Here is a 23,799-nt window from a genome sequence, read left to right on the forward strand (position 1 = left end):
AAGGGGAAGCGACGCGCCCGCCGCCGATCAATCCACCGGCAAGCCGCTCGGCACCGTGTCGGGACGCCCCATGGGGCGCTGCAGCGCCGTCTCGCCGGTCAGCCCGTGCAGGAATGCCACGATATCCGCAACCTCCGCATCACTCAAAACCGGCAGATCAATGTCGATCTTTGCCCGTATCCGCCCGGTTTCCGCGGCGTTCGCCAGCAGCATGAAATCCTCTTCCTCAAGCCAGGACACCGGCGGCAGGCTGGCCATCTCTTCGCGCCAGGCGGCATTGCTCTGCTCCGGATCAAGGTGATGGCGCACCATCGCCTCCAGCGTCGGCATCGCGCCATTGTGCCCGTAGGGCGCGGTCAGCGCGACATTGCGCAGGAACGGCACGCGGAAGCGGTAGGCGTCCTCGGGATCGTCCGAAACTGTCATCCGCCCCACATCGCGGGCAATCGGATCATTCAACGTGGTGATCCCCGGCCCAAAGGGCGGCAGGCCCAGCGCCTGAAAGCTTTGGTTCGACATCAGCGGGCCGGAATGGCAGGTGGCGCAGCCAACCTCGCCATAAAACAGCGCCATGCCGCGCTTTTGCGCGTCGCTCAGCGCATCCTCTTCCCCGTTCAGATATTGGTCAAACGGGCTGTCGAAGTTGCGGAACTCCGTCCCTTCAAAGGCCGCGATGGCGTTGACTATCTCAACGATGGTGATGTCTTCCGCCGTCTCCACATGGTCAAAAGCGTCCATGAACAAAGGCAGATAGCCGTCAATCGCCCGCACGCGCTCCTCGACCAGAGGCCAGACATAATGCGGCGCGTCATAGGCGGCCCCGCCGATCGGGTTTTCTTCGGGTTGTCCCGCCATTTCGATCTCGGACGTCATAGGAAACAGCGCCTGCGCCGCGAGCAGCGAGTTCAGCCCCTGCGGCAGGAAAATCCACGCCGGAGAGCGAAACCCATTGCCGAAATCGTCGGACACCGACACGCGCCCGTCATGGAACAGAACCTCTACATCCTTATGGCCGAGGTTCCACAGGCCCGGCGCATTGCGCGGCACCCGCTCGATGATCTGATCCGCGCCCGCCCCGGCGCTGCGCCGCATCCCAAGCCCGGCACCACCTTCGCCAATGCCGAGACTGACACCATCGGCGCTGTTCAGATCGTGGTGGTGACAGGTCGCGCAGGCGATATTCTGGTTGCCAGACAACACTTTGTCATAAAACAAGAGCTGCCCGAGCTCTACCTGCGCCTGATCGAACTGGATGAAATCCTCCAGCTTCAAAGGCTCCGGCAGGTCCATCGCCAAAGCTGGCGCGGCAAAAATGGCCGCAAGGCAGGACGTTACAATCGGTTTGGTCATCAATGTCATTGGGCTTGTCCTTTTGCGAATGCCCCGGTCTCAAAAACAACACATAGCGTTACTCACGCACAATACGATAGCGCGCGCCAGCCGCCAAGGGACCGGCAATCTCGGTACGCCCGCCATCGGCCCAGACCACGGTCAATGCGGTGATCTCCTGCGCCGCGCCAAGCCCGAAATGGGCGACGGGCGCGTCAAAAGACATGAACCCGCCCCCGGACTGAATCTCACGCATCATCTTCGTGCCATCCGGCAAGATCACTTCGATCCGCGCGCCAATGCCAAAACGGTTGCCATGCGCATCATTGAGATCCACCGCCAGTGCGTTGCCCGTCTGCGCGCCATTGCGATAGAGCATCACCGGCCCGTTCACCGGCTGCGTGATGATGTCCAGATCGCCGTCATTGTCCATGTCGAACCGCACCGCGGCAGAGGTCATCAGGTAATCGGTCAGGCCAAAATCAATCGCCGACTCTTCAAACGAGCCGTCCCCCATGTTGCGGTAAAACAGGTTCGACGGGCTGACTTCGTTCGGCACCCATGTGCCATTGACGATGAACACATCCTGCCAGCCGTCATTGTCGAAATCCGCGATCTTCGTGTCCCAGGACCAGCCGCCTATCTCAAGCCCAGCGTCAATCGCCGTATCGACATAGCGATCCTCTTCCCATGTCAGCAGCACGTTGGTGCGCATGATCTGGCGCAGCGTGGTGTCAAAAACCTCCATCAGCGGCGAGGTGAACGGCTTGAAATGCACCTCACAGAAGTCCCTGGCCAGCTTCTGATCGTCCGCGATCAGCGCGCAGAGCGAAGGGTCTTTCTTCTGGATTGCCAAGTCCTTGACCGACATCGCAAGGCATTCGGACTTCAACGGATCGTCCAGCGCCTGACACCGATCCGCATAGCGCGGATCAAAACGATTGCCGGACTTGTACCAGGTCTTGATCTCCATGTTCCGCGCGCAGAGCGCCTTGGTCTCGGCGTGCGCAATGCTCTCGCAATACTGTGTCAAAGGCTGCATCCTGAGCCTGTCCGACACGCGCGACGAGCGCCCGGCAATCTGCGCGTAGTAAATCTCCGGCGAGCCGTCGTTATAAAGATCCGCCGTCTTGATCGCCATCGTGGTGTTGGTGGTGTGCGGGATCAGCCCCTCTTCGCGGGTGACGGCCGTGAACCCGCCCTGCCCGTCGCCGTGATAGACGTAATCGGGCAGTTCGAAGTCATTGCCAAAGAGCAGATCGGTGTTTCCATCCAGATCAATATCGCTGAACAGCGTGACAAGCGTCTCGCCCGGCAGCCCCGGCAGTTCCTTGTACGCGCTGCCATCCATCACGCCATTTTCATTGAAAACCAACCGGTTGCGCGACTCTTCACCCGGAATGCGCCGATACCATCCGGCGGCCCAATTGCCCAAGGCCACGTCCAGATCACCATCCCGATCCGCATCGGCAAAGCTGAGCGAGATCGTCAGCATCGCGTCATCCCGGTTGCTCACCGATTGCGGGCTGGCCATGTCAAACCGGCCCCCCTCATTGCGAATGACAAAGTTGCCATCCACGTAAGTCGCCGCAAAAATGTCCAGCCAGCCATCGTTGTCGATATCCACCAGGGCGGCGTTGAAGATATCAAGGCCCGCCACCGGCCCCAGATCCCCGTCCATGCGAGAAAACTGGCCGGAGCCGTCATTGAGATAGATGTAAAGCCCGGCATCCGTGGAGGCGATCACCAGATCAAGATCGTCGTCGTTGTCGATGTCCCCGGTGGTCAGGCTCCGCCCTTCCCAGAACGGCGGCCACATGTCCTTCATCGAGAATTCCAGCGGCTTGTCGATGCCGTGCTCGCGCGCCTCGACGCCCTGAAACACCGTCTCATAACCCGGCGAGCGCGGCGCAAACGGATGTGCGCTGATCGTCACGGGCCGGTCCGAGGACACGACCTCTGCGGCCTGCGCGGGGGTCAGGCTCAGCGGCAGGGCCATGGCAGCCACAAAAGAGAGGCTCAAAGAGCGCAGAGAAGGCACGGTCATCGGGTCTGGTCCTGCTGAAACGATTTGGCTGGTAACGCCGCAATCATTGGCCAAAAGCGCTGGAAACTCAACAGGCTCGCCGATCACAAAAAACCGCGCCCGAGTTGCCCCGGGCGCGGTTGTCATCTGCCTTGCGAATTTGGCTTACGCCAGATCGAAGCGATCCGCGTCCATCACCTTGACCCAGGCCGCCACGAAGTCGCGCGCGAACTTCTCGCCCGCATCGTCCTGCGCATAGACCTCGGAAATCGCCCGCAGCTGCGAGTTCGAGCCGAAGACCAGATCGCTGCGCGTGCCGGTGCAGGTCACCTCGCCACTGGCGCGGTCATGGCCGTTGTAAAGGCCACCGCCCGCCGGTTTCCACTCTGTCTTCATGTCCATCAGGTTCACGAAGAAGTCGTTGGAAAGCGTGCCCTTGCGGTCCGTCAGAACCCCGTGCGCGGCATCACCGTGGTTCGCGCCCAGCACCCGCAGGCCACCAACCAGAACGGTCATTTCCGGCGCGGTGAGCGTCAGAAGCTGCGCCCGGTCGAGCAGCAGCTCTTCGGCGGCCACGGAGTATTCCCCGGCGAGGAAGTTGCGGAACCCGTCTGCCTTCGGTTCCAGCGGCTCGAAGCTCTCGGCATCGGTCTGCTCGGCGCTGGCATCCATACGGCCCGGCGTGAACGGCACTTCGATGTCATGCCCACCGGCTTTGGCCGCCTGTTCCACGGCAGCAGAGCCACCCAGAACAATCAGGTCCGCGAGAGAGACTTTCTTGCCGCCTGAGGCCGCGCCGTTGAACGCTGCCTGTACGCCTTCCAGAGCCGCAAGCACCCCGGCCAGCATCTCCGGCTCGTTGACCTCCCAGTCCTTTTGCGGTGCCAGACGAATGCGTGCGCCATTCGCACCACCCCGGCGGTCAGAGCCGCGGAAGGTGGAGGCAGAGGCCCAGGCTGTCTTGATCAGATCCGCGCTCGAAACACCGGACGCAAGGATTTTCGCTTTGAGATCAGCCACATCCGCAGCGTCAACCAGAGCGTGGTCCACTGCCGGGATCGGATCCTGCCAGATCAGCTCCTCCGCCGGAACCTCCTTGCCCAGATAACAGGCTTTCGGCCCCATGTCGCGGTGGGTCAGCTTGAACCACGCACGGGCAAAGGCCTCGGCGAACTCCTCGGGGTTCTCGTGGAAGCGCTTGGAAATCTTGCCGTATTCCGGGTCCATGCGCATCGCCATATCGGCGGTGGTCATCATCGGCGTGACCTTCTCACCCGAACCATCCACCTGCGGTGCATGGTCTTCAGCTTTCAGGTCCTTCGGATGCCACTGCCACGCGCCCGCCGGGGATTTGACCAACTCCCACTCATAGCCGAACAGCAGGTCGAAATAGCCGTTGTCCCACTGGATCGGGTTCGCGGTCCACGGCCCTTCGATGCCGGAGGTGATGGCGTGCACGCCCTTGCCGGACTGGTAATCGCTGGTCCAGCCAAAGCCCATCGCTTCCATGGCCCCGGCTTCCGGCTCCGCGCCAACATGGCCCGCGTCACCGGCACCATGCGCCTTTCCAAAGGTATGACCCCCGGCGGTCAGTGCGACGGTTTCCTCGTCGTTCATCGCCATCCGGGCAAAGGTTTCGCGAATGTCCCTAGCCGAGAGCAGCGGATCAGGGTTCGCATCCGGCCCTTCAGGGTTCACATAGATCAGGCCCATCTGCACGGCGGCCAGCGGGTTTTCCAGCTCGCGCTCACCGCTGTAGCGGCTATTCTCCGCATCAGAGCCTGCCAGCCATTCGGCCTCGGACCCCCAGTAGACGTCCTCTTCCGGCTCGAAGATATCGGCACGGCCGCCGCCAAAGCCAAAGGTGCGGCCACCCATGCTCTCGATCGCGCAGTTGCCCGCGAGAATATAGAGGTCGGCCCAGCTCAGCGCATTGCCGTACTTCTGCTTGACCGGCCACAAGAGGCGACGCGCCTTGTCGAGGTTGCCGTTGTCCGGCCAGGAATTCAGCGGCGCAAACCGCTGGTTGCCGGTGTTGCCACCGCCGCGCCCGTCGGCGGTCCGGTAGGTGCCTGCCGCGTGCCACGCCATGCGGATGAAAAACGGGCCATAGTGCCCATAATCCGCCGGCCACCAATCCTTGCTGTCGGTCATCAGAGCATACAGATCGGCCTTCACCGCATCCAGATCGAGCCCCTTGAAAGCCTCGGCATAATCAAACGATTCGCCAAGCGGGGTGGTCGCCGGGCTGTTCTGTGCCAGGATTTTGAGGTTCAGCTGGTTCGGCCACCAGTCCTTGTTCCCGCGCACACCGAAATTGGTGGCAAGCGGTTTTCCATGCATGACCGGGCATTTACCGACGTCATTTCCATCCATGTCTCTCTCCTATCCTCGCTGTTGATGGGCCTTTTGGCCTTGGCTGCAGGCGAATCCTCGCTTGGATTCACCAATGGCACCGATCAGGGGCAACGCTTTGAAAACTATGAATTTCAACAGAGCATCGCCTCCCGAACGAATCTCCTCTTTAGAACGTATCAAAGTTATACGATCAGAGGAAATTGCATTATCGGATCGTTAGGATAAGAATTTCTTATTGAAAGAGAGGGCGCTTCACACGCGAAAGGTGATCTCGAAAACCGCGCCTGTCCCGGACGGGCAAAGCGCGATATCCGCCCCGTGGGCCCGGAGCAGCGTTTGCACGATAAAAAGCCCCATCCCCGTCCCGTCCGCCTCGCGCCGCGTGGTAAAGAACGGCTCGAAAATGCGCGCGCGGTTGCCGTCCGAAATGCCCGGCCCGTCGTCCGTCACACGCAGCACCCGCGCGCCCGCCCGCTCCATCACCGACAGCGTCACCTGCCCTGCCCCTTGCGCCCGCGCGTTGCCGATCAGCTGCTCCAGCACCACGCGCAGCCCCGGCAAGGACAGGGGCAATTCCGCGCTCCGATCCGCCTCGGAAACCTCGGCAGAAAGCTCTGCCGCCTCCAGCGCCGCCCCCACGGAGGACACCCCGACATACCGCACCTCGCGCGCCCGCGCCGCCTGCCGCAAAGCGTCAAGCTGGCCTTCGATCTGCCGCCCCGCGCCGCTGATCTGATCCACCAGCGCGCGATCCTCTGCCGCCAGCGCTCCACCGTCTTCGAGCAGTTCCACCGCCGCGCGGATGCCCGCAACCGGCGTCTTGATCTCATGGGTCACGTGATCGGAATAGCTGCGCAGGCTTTGCTCGCGATCCCGCAGAACGCCCGCCATCTCCATCACGCTTTGCGCCGTGGCGTGCAGTTCATGCGTGCCGAAATGACCCGGCGGCGGCGTGTCAGCCTGCGGGTCCGCCTGCACCTGCGCCGCGTAGCTCTGCAGCGCATGAATAGGCCGCAAGAGCAGCCGCACCAGAAGCCAGCCAAGAAACGCTGTCGCCGCCGCGATGATCAGCCCGAGCAAAATCGCCGCGTTCTGATAGCCAATCGCCGGGCCGAGATAGCGGAACACCACCAGCCCGGCGAGCGAGAGCACCAGCGTGCCCGCCAGCCCGCCGCCCAACACCAACCCCAGCGACGGCCGCCAGCGCCGCGCGTTCATAACCCGCCCAGCCGCATGCCCACGCCGTGCACCGTCTCCAGTGCCTCGGGCGCGCCAGCTTCGCTCAGCTTGCGCCGCAGGTTGCGCAAATGGCTATCAAGCGTGCGATCCGAAACCGGGCTACGCGCGCCCCAATGCGCTTCGATCAATTGCCTGCGCGAGCGCACCTGCCCCGGATGCCGCACCAGGTGGTCCAGCAGCGTAAACTCCGTCGAAGTGAGCGCAATCTCCGCCTCGCCAACCCAGACCCGATGCGCCGCCCGGTCAAGGCGCAGGTCGCCATGCCGCGCCTCGCTGCCCTGCCCCCGGCCATGGGTGCGCTTGAGGATCGCCCGCACCCGCGCCACCAACTCGCGCGGGCTGAAGGGTTTGGTCACATAGTCGTCCGCGCCAAGTTCCAGCCCAACAATCCGGTCTATTTCATCGTCGCGGGCGGTCAGGAAGAGGATAGGCACCTCGGAACTGGCCCTGATCCGGCGGCAGACCTCGAACCCGTCCATCTCCGGCAGTCCAATGTCGAGCACGATCAGATCCGGCGCGTCCCGGCCCGCCTGGGTGAGCGCGCTCTGCCCGTCTGCGGCGGTGATCACCGTGTAATCCGCCCGCTCCAGCGCCATGCGCACCAGCTCTCGCAGGCGGGGGTCGTCATCGACCAGAAGGATTTTCATCATCTCTACGCCTCCCCGCTTGTTATCGCGCAACCCGCCACGCGCGGAAAGTCCAATCCCACCAGCCGTCCCACGCAGGCGCGTATTCGGCGCGGCAATGGCGATAGGAAACCGCCCGCGCGATGTCCTCGTTGCCTTCCATGGCCTTGGTCAGCGCATCGTTTGCCATCGGCCCGAGGTTGCAGACGTAAGAGATATCCAGTTCTTCCACCGAGGCCACCGGCCGCGACAATTGCTGCTCTGCGACGATCTCCGCGAAGTTGATGAAACAGGCCGCATAGACCGTCATCAAGCCCAGTCCCAGGAGCCGCAGCGACAACCAGCCGTTGTCGCGCTGCCCCATGATCTGCCAGCCGATCAGCCCCAGACCCGCCGCAACTAGCGCCATCCAGACAAAGGCATGCAGCCGCAGATAGGTCAGCCCGTAGGCCTCCACATAAAGCTCCAGCCGCAACGCCGAGGAGGCGCACAGCGCGACGTTCTGCGCGAGCCAGAGCATCAGCAGCGGCATCAGGGCGCTGTTTTCATGGGCAAAAGGGCGCGCCATCAGGGCGAACACCCCGGCCAGCATCGCCGTCGCCACCAGCGGATAGGCCCCGCGGTGCGCATATTCGGCATAGCTCATGCCATCCGGCAATCCCGCGCCGCCGACAAAGATCGTCAGGTCCATCAGCGTCTGCACGCCAAGGATCCCGTTGAACACCCAGAGCGCCCGCAAGACAGAGCCAGCGTTGACCCCAAGCCCCGCCGACCCGGCGGGCACTTTCGGCATGGAAAGCGTCGCCGGGCTGGCGGTGAGCAACGGCCAAAGCAGCAGCCCCAATCCGGTCCAGAAAACCGCGCGCCCGATCAGATCGCCGGAGACATCAAACGTTGTGATCTGGGTCAGGCGCAGTTCCAGCACAGGGTTCGCCTCGACCATCAGGCTCAACAGGATCAACCCGCCGCCCACGGGCATGGCCCAGTTGCGCAAAGCCGCGCGCATCACGCCCGCTTCGGGTTTTGGCAGCAGACCCGCCTCGCTCTGCCCGGCCCGCGCCACGGCCTTCAAACCTGCCACCAGCGGGGCAAATGGCGCGCCGAAAAGGCTCAGGAACAGCCGGAGCGCCTGTCCGCCCACCGCGCCGGGCGCGGTTCCTTCGGGCCAACGCAGCAAGGCCAGAGCCGTCAGAAGCCCGGCCATCAGGAACAGAACCGACAGGAATTGCACATGGGCGATCACCGGCAGGCTCCCCATCGCACAGATCAGCACCGGCAATTTCCAATCCCGCCGCGCCTTGTCCAGACCGAGGAACCCCGCCAGCACAGCCCAGGCATAGAGCGCCAGCGACAGCCCCGCGTCCCTTTCCCAGAACAGCAGGTCCGCCAGCAGAACAAGCGCCAGCAGCACCAGCAAGAGCCGCTGTGGCAGGCGCTCCAAGAGGGATTTTCCCGAGGCCTGAGCCGGGGCCGCGCCGTCCGGCACGCCCGCCCCCTCTTCGCTCATCAGCCACCATCCGTCACGCGCCAAGGCACGCGGCACGCCGCGCAGGGTCAAACTGTCCATGAGGGTCCCTCGTCTTTTTGGTTTTCCTATGAGGCGACCCTCGCAGGAAAACCGGTCAGACAGGGTGCATGACCTGTGCAGAAAATGTGCAGGCGGGCAAAGCCTTACCGAATGACAAACACCGACTGGTTGGCATGGCGCACCACCCGCGCCGCGTTCGGGCCAACAAGGTAATCACGCAACTCAGGACGGTGCGCGCCCACCACGATGGCATCCGCGCCAATCTCATTCGCGGTGCGAATGATCGTGTCGTAGATGTTGCCCTTGGCCACGTGCAGATCCGCCGCCGCGCCGTCTGGCAGGTTCTCGGCGGCCCAGCTTTTCAGTTGCGCCTCCGCCTCGTCCAGGATCTTCTGCGCAAGCTCCGGCCCCAGCGCCGCGCCGACCATGGCCATGCCACTGTCCGGCACCACGTTGAGCACATGCAGTTCCGCGTTGTTGACCTGCGCCAGCTGGCACGCCGCATCAAGCGTGCGGCGTTTGCCCTTGGACTGGTTCAGATCGACGGCGAGCAGGATTTTCTCAAACATCAGGCACTCCTCCTCAGAAAGCCGGTTGCGTGGCGCGGCGGCGCTGGATCAGGACAATCCCGGCCAGAAGCAGCAGCGCGGGCAGGAAGAAGATCTCCTTCGGCATACGCTCGTTCTCGATCTCCGCCCGCTCCACATGCACCGGGGTGTCGCCGTAGTAGTCATACTCCAGCCCCAGCGTCTCAAACAGCGGCGTGCCCGGGAACGGCTCGTCGAGCAGCAGCTTGCCGTCTTCCTCGATCACCGAAAGCCCCTGCGCGGTCAGCGCAGCCTCGCCATCTCCGGCAACGCTCGGCACCACCACCGTGGTGCTGCGCGGCTCACCGGTGTCAAAGTCCGGCCCGGTCACGATAAGCCTAACCGGCGCATCGTCCTCCGCAACACCGCTCATGGCTTCGATCACTGCAGAGCCCTCAGCCACCTGGTACTTGTCCGTCACCTGATCAAGCCAGAAGCCCGGCCGGAACAGGGTGAAGGCAATCACCAGAAGCACAACCGTCTCCCAGACCTTCGATTTCGCGATGAAATAGCCTTGCGTCGCTGCCGCAAAGAGCAGCATCGCCAAGAGCGCCACAAAGAAGACCATCACCGCCTTCATCGGCCCCACGTCGATCAGCAACAAATCGGTGTTGAAGATGAACAGGAACGGCAGCAGCGCGGTGCGGATGTCATAGGCAAAGCCCTGAATACCGGTCTTGATCGGATCCCCGCGCGAAATCGCCGCCGCCGCATAGGCCGCAAGGCCCACGGGTGGCGTGTCATCCGCCAAAATCCCGAAGTAGAACACGAACATATGCACCGCGATCAGCGGCACGATCAGCCCCGCCTGCGCGCCCACGGAGATGATCACCGGGGCCATCAGGGACGAAACCACGATGTAGTTCGCCGTGGTCGGCAGGCCCATCCCGAGGATCAGAGAGAGCACCGCCACGAGGATCAGCAGGATGATCAGGTTGCCACCGGAGATCACCTCGATCACCTGACCGATGACCTGATGCGCGCCGGTCAGCGAGATCGTCCCGACGATGATGCCCGCAGCACCGGTCGCAACGCCGATCCCGATCATGTTGCGCGCGCCAAGGATCAGCCCTTCGACAAAATCCCCCCAGCCCGCGCGCGCCTCTGCGCCCACGTTCTCACCCCGGAACATCGCTTTCAGCGGGCGGTGGGTGAGAGAGATGATGATCATGAAGATCGTTGCCCAGAAGGCAGACAAAGCAGGCGACAGACGGTCAAGGTTTTCCGTCCGCACCATCAGATTCCACACAAGGATGAAGATCGGCAGCGAGAAGTAGAGCCCGCCAATCAGCGTCGGCGTCAGACGCGGCGCTTTCGGCGGAGCGTTGGGATCATCGTCCACTTCCACCTCCGGCAGACCCGCCGCGATTTTCAGAAGGACGAGGTAGAGCACCGCCACCACGGCGACCGCCGCATAGATGCTGTCGCCCATGACCGGATCAAGCACCGCGCGCAGGCCAACCATCAGGAAAGCACAGATCGCCAGTGTCAGGAAGCCGGACAGGAAGAGGATCAGGATCATCAGAACGCCGATCTTCCGCCCCGGTTTCTCCAGCCCCTTGAGGCCCATCTTCAGGCTCTCAAGGTGCACGATATAGAGCAGCGCGATGTAGGAAATCACGGCAGGCAGGAAGGCGTGTTTGACCACGTCGATGTAGGGAATGTTGACGTATTCCACCATCAGGAAGGCCGCAGCCCCCATCACCGGCGGGGTCAGCTGGCCGTTGGTCGACGAGGCCACCTCAACCGCGCCCGCCTTCTCTGCAGGAAAGCCGATACGCTTCATCAGCGGGATGGTGAAGGTGCCGGTTGTCACCGTGTTGGCGATGGAAGAGCCCGAGATCATGCCGGTCATCATCGAGCTGAGAACGGAGGCCTTCGCCGGCCCGCCCCTGAGCGCGCCAAGCAAAGCGATGGCGACCTGAATGAACCAGTTGCCGCCCCCGGCCCGGTCCAGCAAAGCCCCGAACAGAACAAACAAGAAGATCATCGAGGTCGAAACCCCCAATGCCACGCCAAAGACCCCTTCGGTCTGCATCCAGTAGTGGCCCAGCGCCTTTGACAGCGAAGAACCGCCATAGTTGGTGATGTTCCGCGCCCACTCCGAATAGCCGCCGAAAAAGGCGAAAGCGATGAAGATCGACGCGATAATCACCAGCGGCAGACCGAGCGAGCGGTAGACCGAAATCATCAGAACGACCATGCCGGTGGCCGACATGACAATATCCGTCGTGCTCCACAATCCGGGCCTGTCCGCAATCGAAAAGCGGAAGACCACCAGATAAAGACAGGCCGCCACGCCCAGCCCGGCGATCACCCAGTCATAGGCTGGAATGCGGTCCTTCGGCGCGCTGGAGGTCAGCGGAAAGGCCAGCGTTGCCAAGAGGATAGCAAAGGCGAGGTGCACAAACCGGGCCTGCGCCACGATGTTGGCGAAAATGCTCATGCCGGTGGTCTCGGCCACCATGCCGGGAATGCGGCTGGCGATGTAGAGCTGGAAGAGCGACCAGGCGATACAGGTGCCTACGATCAGTTTGGCCTGCCAGGCTGCGGCCGGATTGCGCGCGCCGGTGTCCGCCTCGGCCACCATATCGTCGGCAGATTTTTCCATATCGGCTGTTTGTGTCATGTCATACCCCCTGTCGCGCGCTCAACCCGGCCTGACCGGAGCGCCCAAAACTCGCCTGCGAGTTTTGCAAATGTTTTCAAAAACATTTGGCCTCAAAACCAAAACGCGGCGGCAAGTTTCCATGCCGCCGCGCCAAACCTGATCAGTCCATCAGGCCCAGTTCTTTATACGCCTTCTCTGCGCCCGGGTGCAGCGGGGCGGACAGGCCGTCCTTGACCATCTGCGCCGGGTCGAGGTTGGCGAACGCCGGGTGCAGCTGCTTGAAGTCGTCGATGTTTTCCATCACGCCTTTGGCCACCACGTAAACCACGTCGTCAGACAGCGTCGCCGTGGTCACGAAGGTCGCGCCCACACCGAAGGTGGTCACATCGTCCGGGTTGCCGTCATACATGCCGCCCGGGATCGTCGCCACGCGGTAGTAGGGGTTGTCCGCCACCAGCTTTTCAACCGGCGCGCCGACCACGTCCACGAGCTTCACGTCACAGGTGGTGGAGGCTTCCTTGATCGCCGCCGCCGGGTGACCGATGGTGTAGATCATCGCGTCAATGTTGCCGTCGCAGAGCTGCGTCGCCATTTCCGAGCCTTTGTACTCGGTCGCCAGGGCGAAATCGTCCATGCCGATGCCGTAGGCGTCCATGACCACTTCCATGGTCGCGCGCTGACCGGACCCGGCGTTGCCGACGTTCACGCGCTTGCCCTTGAGGTCTTCGAACTTGGCCACGTCGCTGTCAGAGCGCACGATCAGCGTAAACGGCTCCGCGTGTACGGAGAATACCGCGCGCAGATCCGGGAACGCCGCATCGCCTTCGAATTTCGAGGTGCCGTTGTAGGCGTGGTACTGCCAGTCGGACTGTGCCACACCAAATTCCAGCTCACCGGCCTTGATGGTGTTGATGTTGTAGACAGACCCACCGGTGGATTCGACCGCGCAGCGGATGCCGTGCTCCTTGCGCGACTTGTTGACAAGACGGCAGATCGCACCACCTGTAGGGTAGTACACGCCGGTCACGCCGCCGGTGCCGATGGAGATGAACTCCTGGGCGGAGGCCGCGCCGCCAAATGCCATGCTGGCCGCAGCCGCGGCGCCGAGTACGAAATGTTTCATGATTTACTCCCTAGTGTTCACTCTTTTTTCGTTCGCGTCGTTTTCGACGTTGAGAGTCGGTTTTCGCAGTAGAACCGGGATTCGAACCTGTGGCAACCTTGGTTCAGAAGATTCTCCCCTGAAAAGAAGTTGACGTAATGTCCACCAGCTCCTCACACGTCTTTCCGCGCAATTCCAAGGCCCCGCCGCCCATGGTCTCTCATGGCGATGGCCCTTATCTTGTTGACAAAAATGGCAAAAAATACTTCGATGGCTCCGGCGGTGCGGCGGTATCCTGCCTTGGACATTCCGATGAGGCGGTGACGGCGGCGATCCGGAGCCAGCTCGACACGCTCGCCTTTGCCCATACCGGCTTTTTCACATCCGAACCGGCCGAGGCGCTGGCGGACAAGCTGATCGCCCATGCCCCCGCCGGTCTGGACCGCGTCTACTTTGTCTCCGGCGGCTCGGAAGCGATGGAAGCGGCGCTCAAACTGGCCCGCCAATACGTGATCGAGATCGGCCAGCCCGAACGCACCCGCATCATCGCCCGCAAGCAGAGCTACCACGGCAACACGCTCGGCGCTCTGGCCACGGGCGGCAATGCCTGGCGGCGCGCGCCCTTTGCACCCTTGCTGATCGACGTCAGCCATGTCTCCCCCTGCTACGCCTATCGCGGGCAGGCGGCAGGCGAGAGCGAAGCGCAATACTGTGACCGGCTGATCGCCGAACTGGAGGATGAAATCGCCCGGCACGGCGCGGAAACCATCCTCGCCTTCGTGGCCGAACCTGTGGTCGGCGCAACCATGGGCGCGGTGCCGCCGGTCTCGGGCTATTACAAGCGCATCCGCGAGCTGTGCACCCGCCACGGCATCCTTCTGATCCTCGACGAGGTGATGTGTGGCATGGGTCGCACCGGCACGCTCTTTGCCTGCGATCAGGACGGCGTCGCGCCGGACATCTGCGCCGTGGCCAAGGGGCTTGGCGCGGGCTACCAGCCGCTGGGCGCGATGCTCTGCTCCAAGACCATCCACGACGCCATCGAACAGGGTTCCGGCTTTTTCCAGCATGGCCACACTTACATCGGCCACCCCACCGCCTGCGCCGCCGGGCTTGCGGTCCTGCAACGGCTGGTCGATGACGATCTCGTCTCCCGCGTAAACCCGATGGGCGCGGGCCTGTGCGAACGGCTCACCGCGCGGTTTGGGCAGCACCCGAACGTTGGCGACATTCGCGGGCGCGGACTGTTCCTCGGGCTGGAGCTTGTGGCGGACCGCGAGACCAAGGCCCCTCTGGACCCGTCCCTCAAAACCCACGCCAAACTGAAGAAAGCCGCCTTCGAGGCCGGTCTGATCTGCTACCCGATGGGCGGCACCATCGACGGCAAATCCGGCGACCACATTCTGCTCGCCCCGCCGTTCATCATGACAGAGAGCCACGCGGATGAGATCACCGAAAAGCTGGGCGCGGCCTTTGAGGCGGTCGGGCTCTAGGCACGGCCTCTATAGAAAAAAGGGCCGCGCAGCATAGCTGCGCGGCCACCGGTCGGATCGCATTTGAGATCCGAAACCCTCAGAGAGAGCGCGTCTCGCGGATGATCTTCAGAATATCTTGCGCCGCGTCCGGGATGTTGGTCCCCGGGCCAAAGATCGCCTTCACCCCGGCGTTGTAGAGGAACTCATAGTCCTGCTGCGGGATCACCCCACCGCAGATCACGATGATATCCCCCGCGCCTTGCGCTTTCAGTTCCTCAACCAGCTGCGGTGCGAGTGTCTTGTGGCCCGCCGCCTGCGAGGAAATGCCGATCACGTGCACGTCGTTGTCGATCGCGTCCTGCGCGGCTTCGGCCGGGGTCTGGAACAGCGGACCGACGTCCACGTCAAAACCGATGTCGGCAAAGGCCGTTGCGATCACCTTCGCGCCGCGGTCATGGCCGTCCTGGCCCATCTTGACCACAAGCATACGCGGGCGGCGGCCTTCGTCCTCGGCGAAGTCTTCAACCGCCTTCTGGATCGCGGCAAAGCCTTCGTCGCCCTCATAGGCCGCACCATAGACGCCTGCCAAAGTCTTGACCTCGGCGCGGTGACGCCCGAATTCCTTTTCCATCGCCATGCTGATTTCTCCAACAGAGGCCCGGGCCCGCGCTGCCTCCACAGCCGCCTCGAGCAGGTTCCCTCCCTCATTCGCGCGCCGGGACAGTTCGTCAAGCGCCGCCTGACAAACAGCCTCATCCCGTTCGGCGCGGATCTTTGCCAGACGTGCCACCTGCGCATCACGCACCTTGGCGTTGTCGATGTCCAGAATGTCCAGCTCGTCCTCTTTCTCGAGCTTGTACTTGTTGACCCCGACGATCACGTCTTCGGCGCGGTCAATCTCGGCCTGACGACGCGCAGCGGTTTCTTCAATGCGCAGCTTCGGCATGCCGCTCTCGACCGCCTTGGTCATGCCGCCCATCTCGTCGACCTCTTCGATGATCTTCCACGCCGCCTCGGCCAGATCATGGGTCAGTTTTTCGACGTAGTATGAGCCCGCCAGCGGATCGACCACCTTGGTCACGCCGGTCTCTTCCTGCAGGATCAGCTGCGTGTTCCGGGCGATACGCGCCGAAAATTCCGTCGGCAAGGCAATGGCTTCGTCCAGAGCGTTGGTGTGCAGCGACTGCGTGCCGCCCAGAACTGCGCTCATCGCCTCGTAAGCGGTGCGGATCACGTTGTTATACGGGTCCTGCTCCGTCAGGGACACGCCGGACGTCTGACAGTGCGTGCGCAGCATCTTCGAGCGGTCGCTCTTCGCGCCCAGCTCGGTCATGATCCGGTGCCAGAGCATCCGCGCCGCGCGCAGCTTCGCCGCTTCCATGAAGAAGTTCTTGCCGATGGCGAAGAAGAAGCTCAGACGGCCCGCGAATTTATCCACGTCCATACCCGCCGCCATGGCGGTTTTGACGTATTCCTTGCCGTCCGCCAGCGTGAACGCCAGTTCCTGCACGAGGTTCGCACCCGCTTCCTGCATGTGATAGCCGGAGATCGAGATCGAGTTGAACTTCGGCATCTCGTTCGAGGTGTACTCAATGATGTCCGCGATGATCTTCATCGAAGGGGTCGGCGGGTAAATGTAGGTGTTGCGCACCATGAACTCTTTCAGAATATCATTCTGAATGGTGCCCGAGAGCACCGAGCGGTCATGGCCTTGCTCTTCGCCGGTGACGATGAAGTTCGCCAAAACCGGGATCACCGCGCCGTTCATCGTCATGGACACGGAAACCTTGTCGAGCGGGATGCCGTCAAAGAGGATCTTCATGTCTTCGACGCTGTCAATCGCAACGCCAGCCTTGCCCACATCGCCCACAACGCGCGGGTGATCGCTGTCATAACCGCGGTGCGTGGCCAGATCGAACGCAACCGAAACACCCTGCTGACCGGCGGCCAGAGCCTTGCGATAAAACGCGTTGGATTCCTCCGCCGTCGAGAAACCGGCGTACTGACGGATCGTCCAGGGACGGCCCGCATACATCGTCGCCTTCACACCGCGCGTGAAGGGGCCAAAGCCCGGCAGCTCGCCAATCTGTGGCAGGCCTTCGATATCCTCGGCGGTGTAGAGCGGCTTGACCGGCAGGCCTTCCAGCGTGTCCCAGGTCAGGTCGTCCAGCGGACGCCCCCGCAGTTCCTTTTCAGCGAGTTGGCGCCAGTTTTCGGGCAGCTCTGTCATGTCGATATCCTCTCTTATCAAGCCCGGCGATCAGCGTTTTCGCCGTTTTCGCGGGCTCTGGGTCCTCTGTCAGTCGGGCAAGACCATCCGCCCCGGCACGCAGCCAGAACAGATCGTCCGCATAAGCCTCGCGCAGCCGCGCGGCCTCATCTTCGGTAAACGGGTGCCAGCGGCCGGTGCCCATGGGCAGACGCCCCGGATCCTCGCCGCGTTCTTCCAGCATGCGCCGCAGGTGCGGCAGGGTCGGACGGGCGTTCAGGCGCAGGTCTTCCACAGGGCGGGAGAGCGGCCAGTTTGAGCCCGTCACCTCCCGAAACATCAGGTCCGGACGGCCACTGTTGCGCTCGAAAGGCGAGACCACGATCTCCGTCTCCGGGCAGGCACAGCCCAGCTCGGTGATCACATGCCGCCATGTCCGTGCGCCACCCGCAATGGCCTTGAGCCGGGACGGATCGGGCAGGCTTGCGCCGCGCGGGATCAGGAACGCCATGACCGAGGCCCACCATTGATCAAGGCTGCGCACCCGCAGAACCACGCGCCGCACCGGCGCAAAGGCCGCGTTCAGCCGGGCGATGCGCATACCGGCATCGGGATAGAGCTCTTCCGCCCGCAGACAACAGCGCGGCGTGCCGAGCATATTCTCATCCGACACGATCAGTGTCTCGACCCCGCGCCCCGCTGTGCTTTGCAGGTTCAAGCGCACACGTCCGTTTCCGCGCCGCGCCTGCGCCGCGCTCAGCGGCTCATCGGGGATGCCATGCAGCAGCCCTTTGCGCGTGCGCCCCGGACCCCAGTACCCGATCCCATGCCGCGCCAATGCCCCGGCGTGGTCGCGCAGGAAATGCTGAAAACTGGTGGAGCCGGTCCGATGGGCTCCGATATGCAAAATGACGTCCATGGGCAAACCGCCGCGCCGCGCGTGCCGAACCCCCATGATCCGGCCTCTGCGCCAGCGCGGGCTACAAAGCCACGGGCGCGTCACGATCCGGTTAACGTTAAAATTTTCGTGGTCAGCGGTGGGCTGGGGCTGTGCAGAGACCCTGCGCCACCCTATATCTGACAGTATGAAAGCCTTGCTGCAAATCGCCTTTTCGGCGCTGACACTGGCGCTGGCGACCTCCGGAGCGCTGCGCGCCGCCGAAGATGCCCTGCCCGACCCGCCTGTTTTGAGCGCGGAAGAGACCGCGCTGGACGATTGGATCTGGCAGAAACGTCCGGTTCTGGTGTTCGCGGACAACCCCGCCGATCCGCGGTTCATAGAACAGATGGAGCTGATCGAAGAGCGCATGGATGCGCTTGTGCTGCGCGATGTTGTGGTGATCACCGATACAGATCCGGCAGCCCGCACGGACATCCGCCGCAAGCTGCGCCCGCGTGGCTTCATGCTGGTGGTGCTGGCCAAGGATGGCACAATCGTCATCCGCAAACCCGCCCCGTGGGACGTGCGCGAGATCAGCCGCTCCATCGACAAGCTGCCGCTGCGCCAGCAGGAAATCCGCGATCGCCGGGACGTTTTGCGGCGCGAAGCGGCCGCGCAATAACTCAGCTTTTGGTGCGCACCAGAAACGCCTTGTTCAAAGGCCGGTAGAGCAGCACCAGCGCGTAATTCACCGGATCGTAGATCAGCGTCGTGTCCGGCGACATTAGCACCTGGAATGCGTCCGAGGCAAAGGTCTCGTCCATGCAGTTCTTGCCCGGGCTGACGAAGCTGGACAAAAGACCCAGGCCCTTGAACAGGTTGATCGACATCAGCTGTTCGGAAATCTGGTTCGGCGACAGGCCCGGCAAGGCGTAGGCCACAACCTGCTTTTCCTCCAGAAATGGGATCGATTCCCGCACCCCTTCGACGAGCACCGGCCCTTTCGAGCGCCGCACGTCCGGGGAGATCGTGGCAAACCGCGCCACGGTGCAATTCGCCTCGGAGTGAAACACCTCTGTCTCCGCAAGGAAGACCCACGGCGCCACCAGACGCCGCGCCTCTTCCTCCGTGTCGAGCTGACATGCCGTCAGCATCGTGAGCGCCGCCACACACAACAAGGCTCGGCGCAGGGCCAGACTTACCATCACTCATCCCTTCGGGCGTATCGCTCAAAGGTCTAGCGGCAAAACCTTGCGGAAAGGTTTGCACGCCTGCAATACGGGCGCGCGGCAGCAGAGCCGTCCGGACATTCGCCGAACCGCCCCCCTGCCCTTTATGCGCCCGCGCTGGCATCATTCGAATTCCATGATCACGTCATCAACCGCGAGGCTGTCGCCCGCTGCCGCGTTGATCTTGGAAACCTTGCCGGACTTCTCGGCGCGCAGGATGTTCTCCATCTTCATCGCCTCGACGGTGCAGAGCGCCTGACCTTCCTGAACCTCGTCGCCCACTTCGACGTCGACCTTCACGATCAGACCCGGCATCGGGCAGAGCAGCATCTTGGAGGTATCGGGCGGCAGTTTCTCCGGCATCAGCGCGGCCAGTTCCGCCTGACGCGGGCTGCGCACGGTCACTTTCATGTCCGCGCCACGGCTGCGGATGCGGAACCCGTGGGTGATCTTGTCCACCTTCAGCACCAGAGGCCCGCCGTCCACGGTCATCCGGGCCAGGCTGTCACCCGGCGTCCAGTCCCCTTCGACACGCAAGCTGGCGCCGTCCTCGAAGGTCACGTCAGAGCCATCCTTGTCCGCAGCAATGCTCAGCGGCCAGCTTTGCCCCGCCGCCGACACAACCCAGTCTTCGCCGACGCGGCGCTCGTGATTGTTGATCGTCCCGGAAATCCGCGCGCGGCGAATTTCGGCAACGCGGTTCATCGCCGCCGCAGCAGCCGCAATCCGGCGCAGAGCGTCTTCACCCAGGTCAACACCTTCAAACCCTTCAGGATATTCCTCTTCGATGAACGCCGTGGTCATGTCGCCCGAGATGAACTTGGGGTGATCCATAACCGCCGCCACGAAGGGCAGGTTGTGGCCGATGCCTTCGACCTCGAAACTGTCGAGCGCGTTGCGCATCACTTCGATCGCCGCCTCGCGGGTTTCACCCCAAGTGCAGAGCTTGGCGATCATCGGGTCGTAATACATGCTGATCTCGCCGCCTTCATAGACGCCGGTGTCGTTGCGCACGATGCCTTCGCCCAGCTCACCTTCGGCAGGCGGACGGTAGCGCGTCAGACGGCCGATCGACGGCAGGAAGCCGCGATACGGGTCTTCCGCGTAAAGGCGGTTTTCAATCGCCCAGCCGTTGATCTTCACATCGTCCTGCGTGATCGAGAGCGGCTCGCCGTTGGCGACGCGGATCATCTGCTCCACAAGGTCAACACCGGTGATCAGCTCGGTCACAGGGTGTTCCACCTGCAGGCGGGTGTTCATTTCGAGGAAGTAGAAGTTCTTGTCACCGTCGACGATGAATTCCACGGTGCCGGCAGAGGCATAGCCCACGGCCTTGGCCAGCGCCACGGACTGATCGCCCATCGCCTTGCGGGTGGCTTCGTCAAGGAAAGGGCTCGGCGCCTCTTCGACAACCTTCTGGTTCCGGCGCTGAATGGAGCACTCGCGCTCGTTCAGCCAGATGCCGTTGCCATGGGCGTCACAGAGTACCTGAATTTCGATGTGTCGCGGCTGCGTCACGAACTTCTCGATGAAGATACGGTCATCGCCAAAGCTGTTCGCCGCTTCGTTCTTCGAGCTCTGGAACCCCTCACGCGCTTCCTGATCGTTCCAGGCAATCCGCATGCCCTTGCCGCCGCCGCCAGCGGAGGCCTTGATCATCACCGGATAGCCGATCTCGTTGGAGATCTTCACCGCCTCATCCGCGTCCTCGATCAGGCCCATGTAGCCCGGCACGGTCGAAACCTCGGCATCCTGCGCGATCTTCTTGGAGGTGATCTTGTCCCCCATGGCTTCAATCGCCCCTTTCGGCGGCCCGATGAACGCCACGCCAGCGGCTTCCAGAGCCTCGGCAAACTTGGGGTTTTCCGACAGGAAGCCATAACCCGGATGCACCGCCTGCGCACCGGTCTGCTTGATCGCGTCCATGATCTTGTCGATCACGATATACGACTGGTTCGCCGGGGGCGGGCCGATGTACACGGCCTCGTCAGCCATCTCGACATGCAGCGCGTTCTTGTCCGCGTCGGAATACACCGCAACGGTTTTGATGCCCATCTTGCGTGCGGTCTTGATGACCCGGCACGCGATCTCGCCGCGGTTGGCGATCAGGATCTTGTCGAACATGTCTGTCCTCTCTTCTTCTGTTGGCCCCGCAGGGGCGTGTTGCTGCAGCCGGTGATCAGGCGGGCCTGACAGGCTGAATGCGTGTGATTGGATGTGCAAAGACCCGGCGCGCAAAGCGGCCTTTGTGTGCGGGGTCTGGGAAAGAAGGTGCCGGGCGGGCCGTTTGGGGACAGGGGGCGCCGCCCGGCGAGGGATGGGTCACGGGTGATTGCGCAAAACACGCTCGGGGACACCCGTGATACGATCACTCTGCCTGCGAATTTCGCCTCCGCAAGCCCCGGCAAAAAAGCGCCGAAATTCTGAGCCTGATTTCGCTCAAATGCTTGTCCCTTCGGCAAATTCACGCCCAATCCTCGCTTCCGTCAAAGGCCTCGGGGAACGACGCCCGCGCCAAGGTTTCGTCGATGATCAGAACAGCTTCATAGTCCTCGGGATCGAAGGTATCGGGGTCCAGTGCCTTGACCTCGCGGCCAAACAGCCACGACAGCCGCCCGGCGTCGAGGTTGCCCCGTTCGAACGGCTCGGTGCCGAACTGCTCCCACAGCGCCTTCATGAATCCCATGTCGGCGCGCTTGTCCGCCGGACGACGGTCGCGGAACCGTTCACGCGTGGTGATCGGGGTGGCGCCCTTGGGGTTGGCGCGGCGCAGGGTGAATTGGAAATCGGTGCCCGGCAAACGGCCCGGGAAACCACGGTGCTTCAGCATATCTTGCCCTCCTGTTGTGCACAGGCGGATACAGGCGAAGCGGCGCGGCGGGAAGGCGGGACGGACGGGAAAACCGCCCGTCCCGAAGTGTGTTTACTTGTACTTGCCGGTGTAGACGGGCTCAACCGAGATGGGCTCGGGATCAACCACGACGTACTCTTCTTCTTGCTGGCCGCAGGCGGCAACGCCTGCAACGAAACCCAGCATGGCAAGAAGCTTGATGCTCTTGGACATCTCTTACTCCTGTCATTTTCAACGCGGCCCGCCTGGCGCAATTGCCGGGCGACACCCCGTCTCGAGGTATCGATTGCTTGGGTGCAATCGCGGGCCACGATACAGGGGCGCGCGTTCAAAAGATACGGGGTAACGTGCGATCGGCGGGTCTGTGTCTGGAAAGCCTCAAAAGCTTGTCCACATGAACAATGCGCCGCAAGATGTTGTGTATTCATCAGAAAGCCTCCCAGATGCAGAGCGTGTCTTCGACACTGTAGCTCTCGAAAAACTGGGTGACCTCGGGGGTCATGACACCAAATTCCACCGGTTCGGACATCAGCGTGATGACAATCCGGCTCGGCTGCGGCCCGGTTTGGGCCAGCCTCGGGATGGCGTAGTCGTTGCACAGCTTGTCCATATCGGCGGCGACAGATTGGTAATCCGTCTCCTCCGCCGCGATGTCTGGCGCGAGGAAGCGGAAGCGATAGGTCAACCCCGATCCCGGCTCATCCCAGAGCATGTCATGGAAAGACACCTTGAGCCCCGACGGCACGTCGAGCATAGGCTGGGTTTCGGCAGCAACGCCGCCGCCCCAAATCATCAAAGCTGCGATGATTGACGCGCAGCCCCGACCCCACCACGTGGGTCCTCCCGTCGGGGCCGCGCCAGTCCCGGGCGCACCCGGGAGAGTATTCCGTACAAGGGCGCTCATGCTGCGCCCTCCCCTGCCCAGGCGATCCACCGCGCACGCCGCGCGGGATCATCCAGCAGGGTTTCGATCCGGGAAACGGCTCCTTGAGGCACCCGCCCCTTGGCCATGAACTGGCCTCCGGCGGTCACACAGAATCCATCTTCCGTAGCGGCAATGTGTATCACCGGAGAGAATCCACGCAAGTGCTTAAATTCGCGCCACAGATCTTGCCGGATTTGCCGCGCGAGCCTGCCCCGGCGCAGGGCCGGAAAACGGGCGCTGGCCGAGACGTCAAACCGCGCCGGCCAATGCCGGGAAAGCGTGTAGTCAGACCCGTCCCGCACTTCATGCCACGCGTTTTTGCGCCGTGTTCCGCCAGCCATCAGAGCCACCTCCGCGACTGCGCAAGATAGCCTCGGTAAGCCTCACCAAATCGTTCGGTCAGGTACGCCTCTTCGCGCACAACCACGGCCCGATCCAGAATGGTCCAGACCATGATTGCCCCGAGCAGCGCCCAATCGAGCGAGAACGTCAGGGCGAGCCCGACCTGCAAAACAACCATCCCCAGATACATCGGGTTGCGGGTGAACCGGTACGGCCCGTCCTGCACAAGCACCAGGGCCGCCTGGCGCGGGTCCACATTGGTCCCCGCCCTGCGAAAAGCCTTCTCGCCACTGACCGCGAGCCAGCCCGCGAGGCCGAGAAGGCCAAGACCGGGAATGACAATCACGAGAGAGCCCGCTGCAGGCAGCACGCCGAGCGGCACAAGCCACTCGAGCGCAACAGCCGCCACCGGCGCTGCCACGGAAAGCAGCGGTGGGTGAACACCCACGGCAGGTCCCTCTTGATCACGCATCCCCCCGATC

At 62.9% G+C, this 23,799-nt stretch carries 20 protein-coding genes; 2 read left to right on the forward strand and 18 right to left on the reverse strand.

What is annotated here, in order from left to right; translation table 11 throughout:
- Window positions 1-27: 27 nt before the first annotated feature.
- The 9 genes from E4662_RS07890 to E4662_RS07930 all read right to left on the reverse strand — a co-directional run bounded on the left by E4662_RS07890 (window position 28) and on the right by E4662_RS07930 (window position 13,427).
- Entirely contained in the window at window positions 28-1,359 is a 1,332-nt protein-coding gene (locus tag E4662_RS07890; RefSeq protein ID WP_240705147.1) for a cytochrome-c peroxidase, read from the reverse strand.
- A gap of 49 nt (window positions 1,360-1,408) precedes the next feature.
- On the reverse strand, window positions 1,409-3,376 hold the full coding sequence (locus tag E4662_RS07895) for a CRTAC1 family protein (protein ID WP_168797927.1): 1,968 nt from the start codon (window positions 3,374-3,376) through the stop codon (window positions 1,409-1,411).
- Between the two features lie 144 nt (window positions 3,377-3,520).
- On the reverse strand, window positions 3,521-5,731 hold the full coding sequence (gene katG / locus E4662_RS07900; protein ID WP_136440983.1) for a catalase/peroxidase HPI: 2,211 nt from the start codon (window positions 5,729-5,731) through the stop codon (window positions 3,521-3,523).
- Between the two features lie 234 nt (window positions 5,732-5,965).
- Window positions 5,966-6,931, reverse strand: coding sequence for a sensor histidine kinase (locus E4662_RS07905; protein ID WP_136440984.1), 966 nt, complete (start codon window positions 6,929-6,931; stop codon window positions 5,966-5,968).
- Window positions 6,928-7,599, reverse strand: a complete 672-nt coding sequence (locus E4662_RS07910) for a response regulator transcription factor (protein WP_136441058.1) — start codon at window positions 7,597-7,599, stop codon at window positions 6,928-6,930. The genes E4662_RS07905 and E4662_RS07910 overlap by 4 nt, the downstream gene beginning before the upstream one ends.
- 22 nt (window positions 7,600-7,621) lie before the next feature.
- Window positions 7,622-9,145 (reverse strand): DUF4153 domain-containing protein, encoded by a 1,524-nt coding sequence (locus E4662_RS07915; RefSeq protein ID WP_136440985.1) that lies wholly within the window; start codon window positions 9,143-9,145, stop codon window positions 7,622-7,624.
- Window positions 9,146-9,249: 104 nt separating this feature from the next.
- Window positions 9,250-9,675, reverse strand: coding sequence for a universal stress protein (locus E4662_RS07920; RefSeq protein ID WP_136440986.1), 426 nt, complete (start codon window positions 9,673-9,675; stop codon window positions 9,250-9,252).
- Between the two features lie 13 nt (window positions 9,676-9,688).
- Entirely contained in the window at window positions 9,689-12,322 is a 2,634-nt protein-coding gene (locus tag E4662_RS07925) for a TRAP transporter permease (RefSeq protein WP_136440987.1), read from the reverse strand.
- Between the two features lie 142 nt (window positions 12,323-12,464).
- Window positions 12,465-13,427 carry a TAXI family TRAP transporter solute-binding subunit gene (locus E4662_RS07930; RefSeq protein WP_136440988.1) on the reverse strand — a complete coding sequence of 321 codons (963 nt, stop codon included), beginning with the start codon at window positions 13,425-13,427 and terminating at the stop codon, window positions 12,465-12,467.
- A 137-nt stretch (window positions 13,428-13,564) separates the two neighbouring features.
- On the opposite strand from E4662_RS07930, the gene E4662_RS07935 reads away from it, so the two are divergent.
- On the forward strand, window positions 13,565-14,899 hold the full coding sequence (locus E4662_RS07935; protein ID WP_136440989.1) for an aspartate aminotransferase family protein: 1,335 nt from the start codon (window positions 13,565-13,567) through the stop codon (window positions 14,897-14,899).
- 79 nt (window positions 14,900-14,978) lie between these two features.
- On the opposite strand, the gene scpA is transcribed toward E4662_RS07935, so the two are convergent.
- Window positions 14,979-17,111, reverse strand: coding sequence for a methylmalonyl-CoA mutase (gene scpA, locus E4662_RS07940; RefSeq protein WP_136440990.1), 2,133 nt, complete (start codon window positions 17,109-17,111; stop codon window positions 14,979-14,981).
- Window positions 17,074-18,009, reverse strand: a complete 936-nt coding sequence (locus tag E4662_RS07945; RefSeq protein ID WP_136440991.1) for a hypothetical protein — start codon at window positions 18,007-18,009, stop codon at window positions 17,074-17,076. The genes scpA and E4662_RS07945 overlap by 38 nt, the downstream gene beginning before the upstream one ends.
- Window positions 18,010-18,043: 34 nt before the next feature.
- On the opposite strand from E4662_RS07945, the gene E4662_RS07950 reads away from it, so the two are divergent.
- Window positions 18,044-18,652 (forward strand): DUF4174 domain-containing protein, encoded by a 609-nt coding sequence (locus E4662_RS07950; protein WP_420819259.1) that lies wholly within the window; start codon window positions 18,044-18,046, stop codon window positions 18,650-18,652.
- Window position 18,653: 1 nt separating this feature from the next.
- On the opposite strand, the gene E4662_RS07955 is transcribed toward E4662_RS07950, so the two are convergent.
- The 7 genes from E4662_RS07955 to E4662_RS07980 form a co-directional block, all read right to left on the reverse strand.
- Window positions 18,654-19,175 carry a hypothetical protein gene (locus E4662_RS07955; protein ID WP_136440992.1) on the reverse strand — a complete coding sequence of 174 codons (522 nt, stop codon included), beginning with the start codon at window positions 19,173-19,175 and terminating at the stop codon, window positions 18,654-18,656.
- A 147-nt stretch (window positions 19,176-19,322) separates the two neighbouring features.
- Window positions 19,323-21,323 carry an acetyl-CoA carboxylase biotin carboxylase subunit gene (locus E4662_RS07960; RefSeq protein WP_136440993.1) on the reverse strand — a complete coding sequence of 667 codons (2,001 nt, stop codon included), beginning with the start codon at window positions 21,321-21,323 and terminating at the stop codon, window positions 19,323-19,325.
- A gap of 340 nt (window positions 21,324-21,663) precedes the next feature.
- Entirely contained in the window at window positions 21,664-22,029 is a 366-nt protein-coding gene (locus E4662_RS07965) for a hypothetical protein (RefSeq protein WP_136440994.1), read from the reverse strand.
- 93 nt (window positions 22,030-22,122) lie between these two features.
- Complete coding sequence (locus tag E4662_RS24035) at window positions 22,123-22,263, reverse strand: hypothetical protein (protein ID WP_168797928.1); 141 nt, start codon at window positions 22,261-22,263, stop codon at window positions 22,123-22,125.
- A 214-nt stretch (window positions 22,264-22,477) separates the two neighbouring features.
- On the reverse strand, window positions 22,478-22,954 hold the full coding sequence (locus E4662_RS24415; RefSeq protein ID WP_276606302.1) for a DUF6497 family protein: 477 nt from the start codon (window positions 22,952-22,954) through the stop codon (window positions 22,478-22,480).
- Complete coding sequence (locus E4662_RS07975; protein WP_136440995.1) at window positions 22,951-23,316, reverse strand: hypothetical protein; 366 nt, start codon at window positions 23,314-23,316, stop codon at window positions 22,951-22,953. Before E4662_RS07975 ends, E4662_RS24415 begins: the two co-directional genes overlap by 4 nt.
- Complete coding sequence (locus E4662_RS07980; protein WP_136440996.1) at window positions 23,316-23,789, reverse strand: methyltransferase family protein; 474 nt, start codon at window positions 23,787-23,789, stop codon at window positions 23,316-23,318. Before E4662_RS07980 ends, E4662_RS07975 begins: the two co-directional genes overlap by 1 nt.
- Window positions 23,790-23,799 lie beyond the last annotated feature (10 nt).

It is taken from the genome of Pacificoceanicola onchidii (assembly GCF_004804335.1).
Lineage (GTDB): Bacteria > Pseudomonadota > Alphaproteobacteria > Rhodobacterales > Rhodobacteraceae > Pacificoceanicola > Pacificoceanicola onchidii.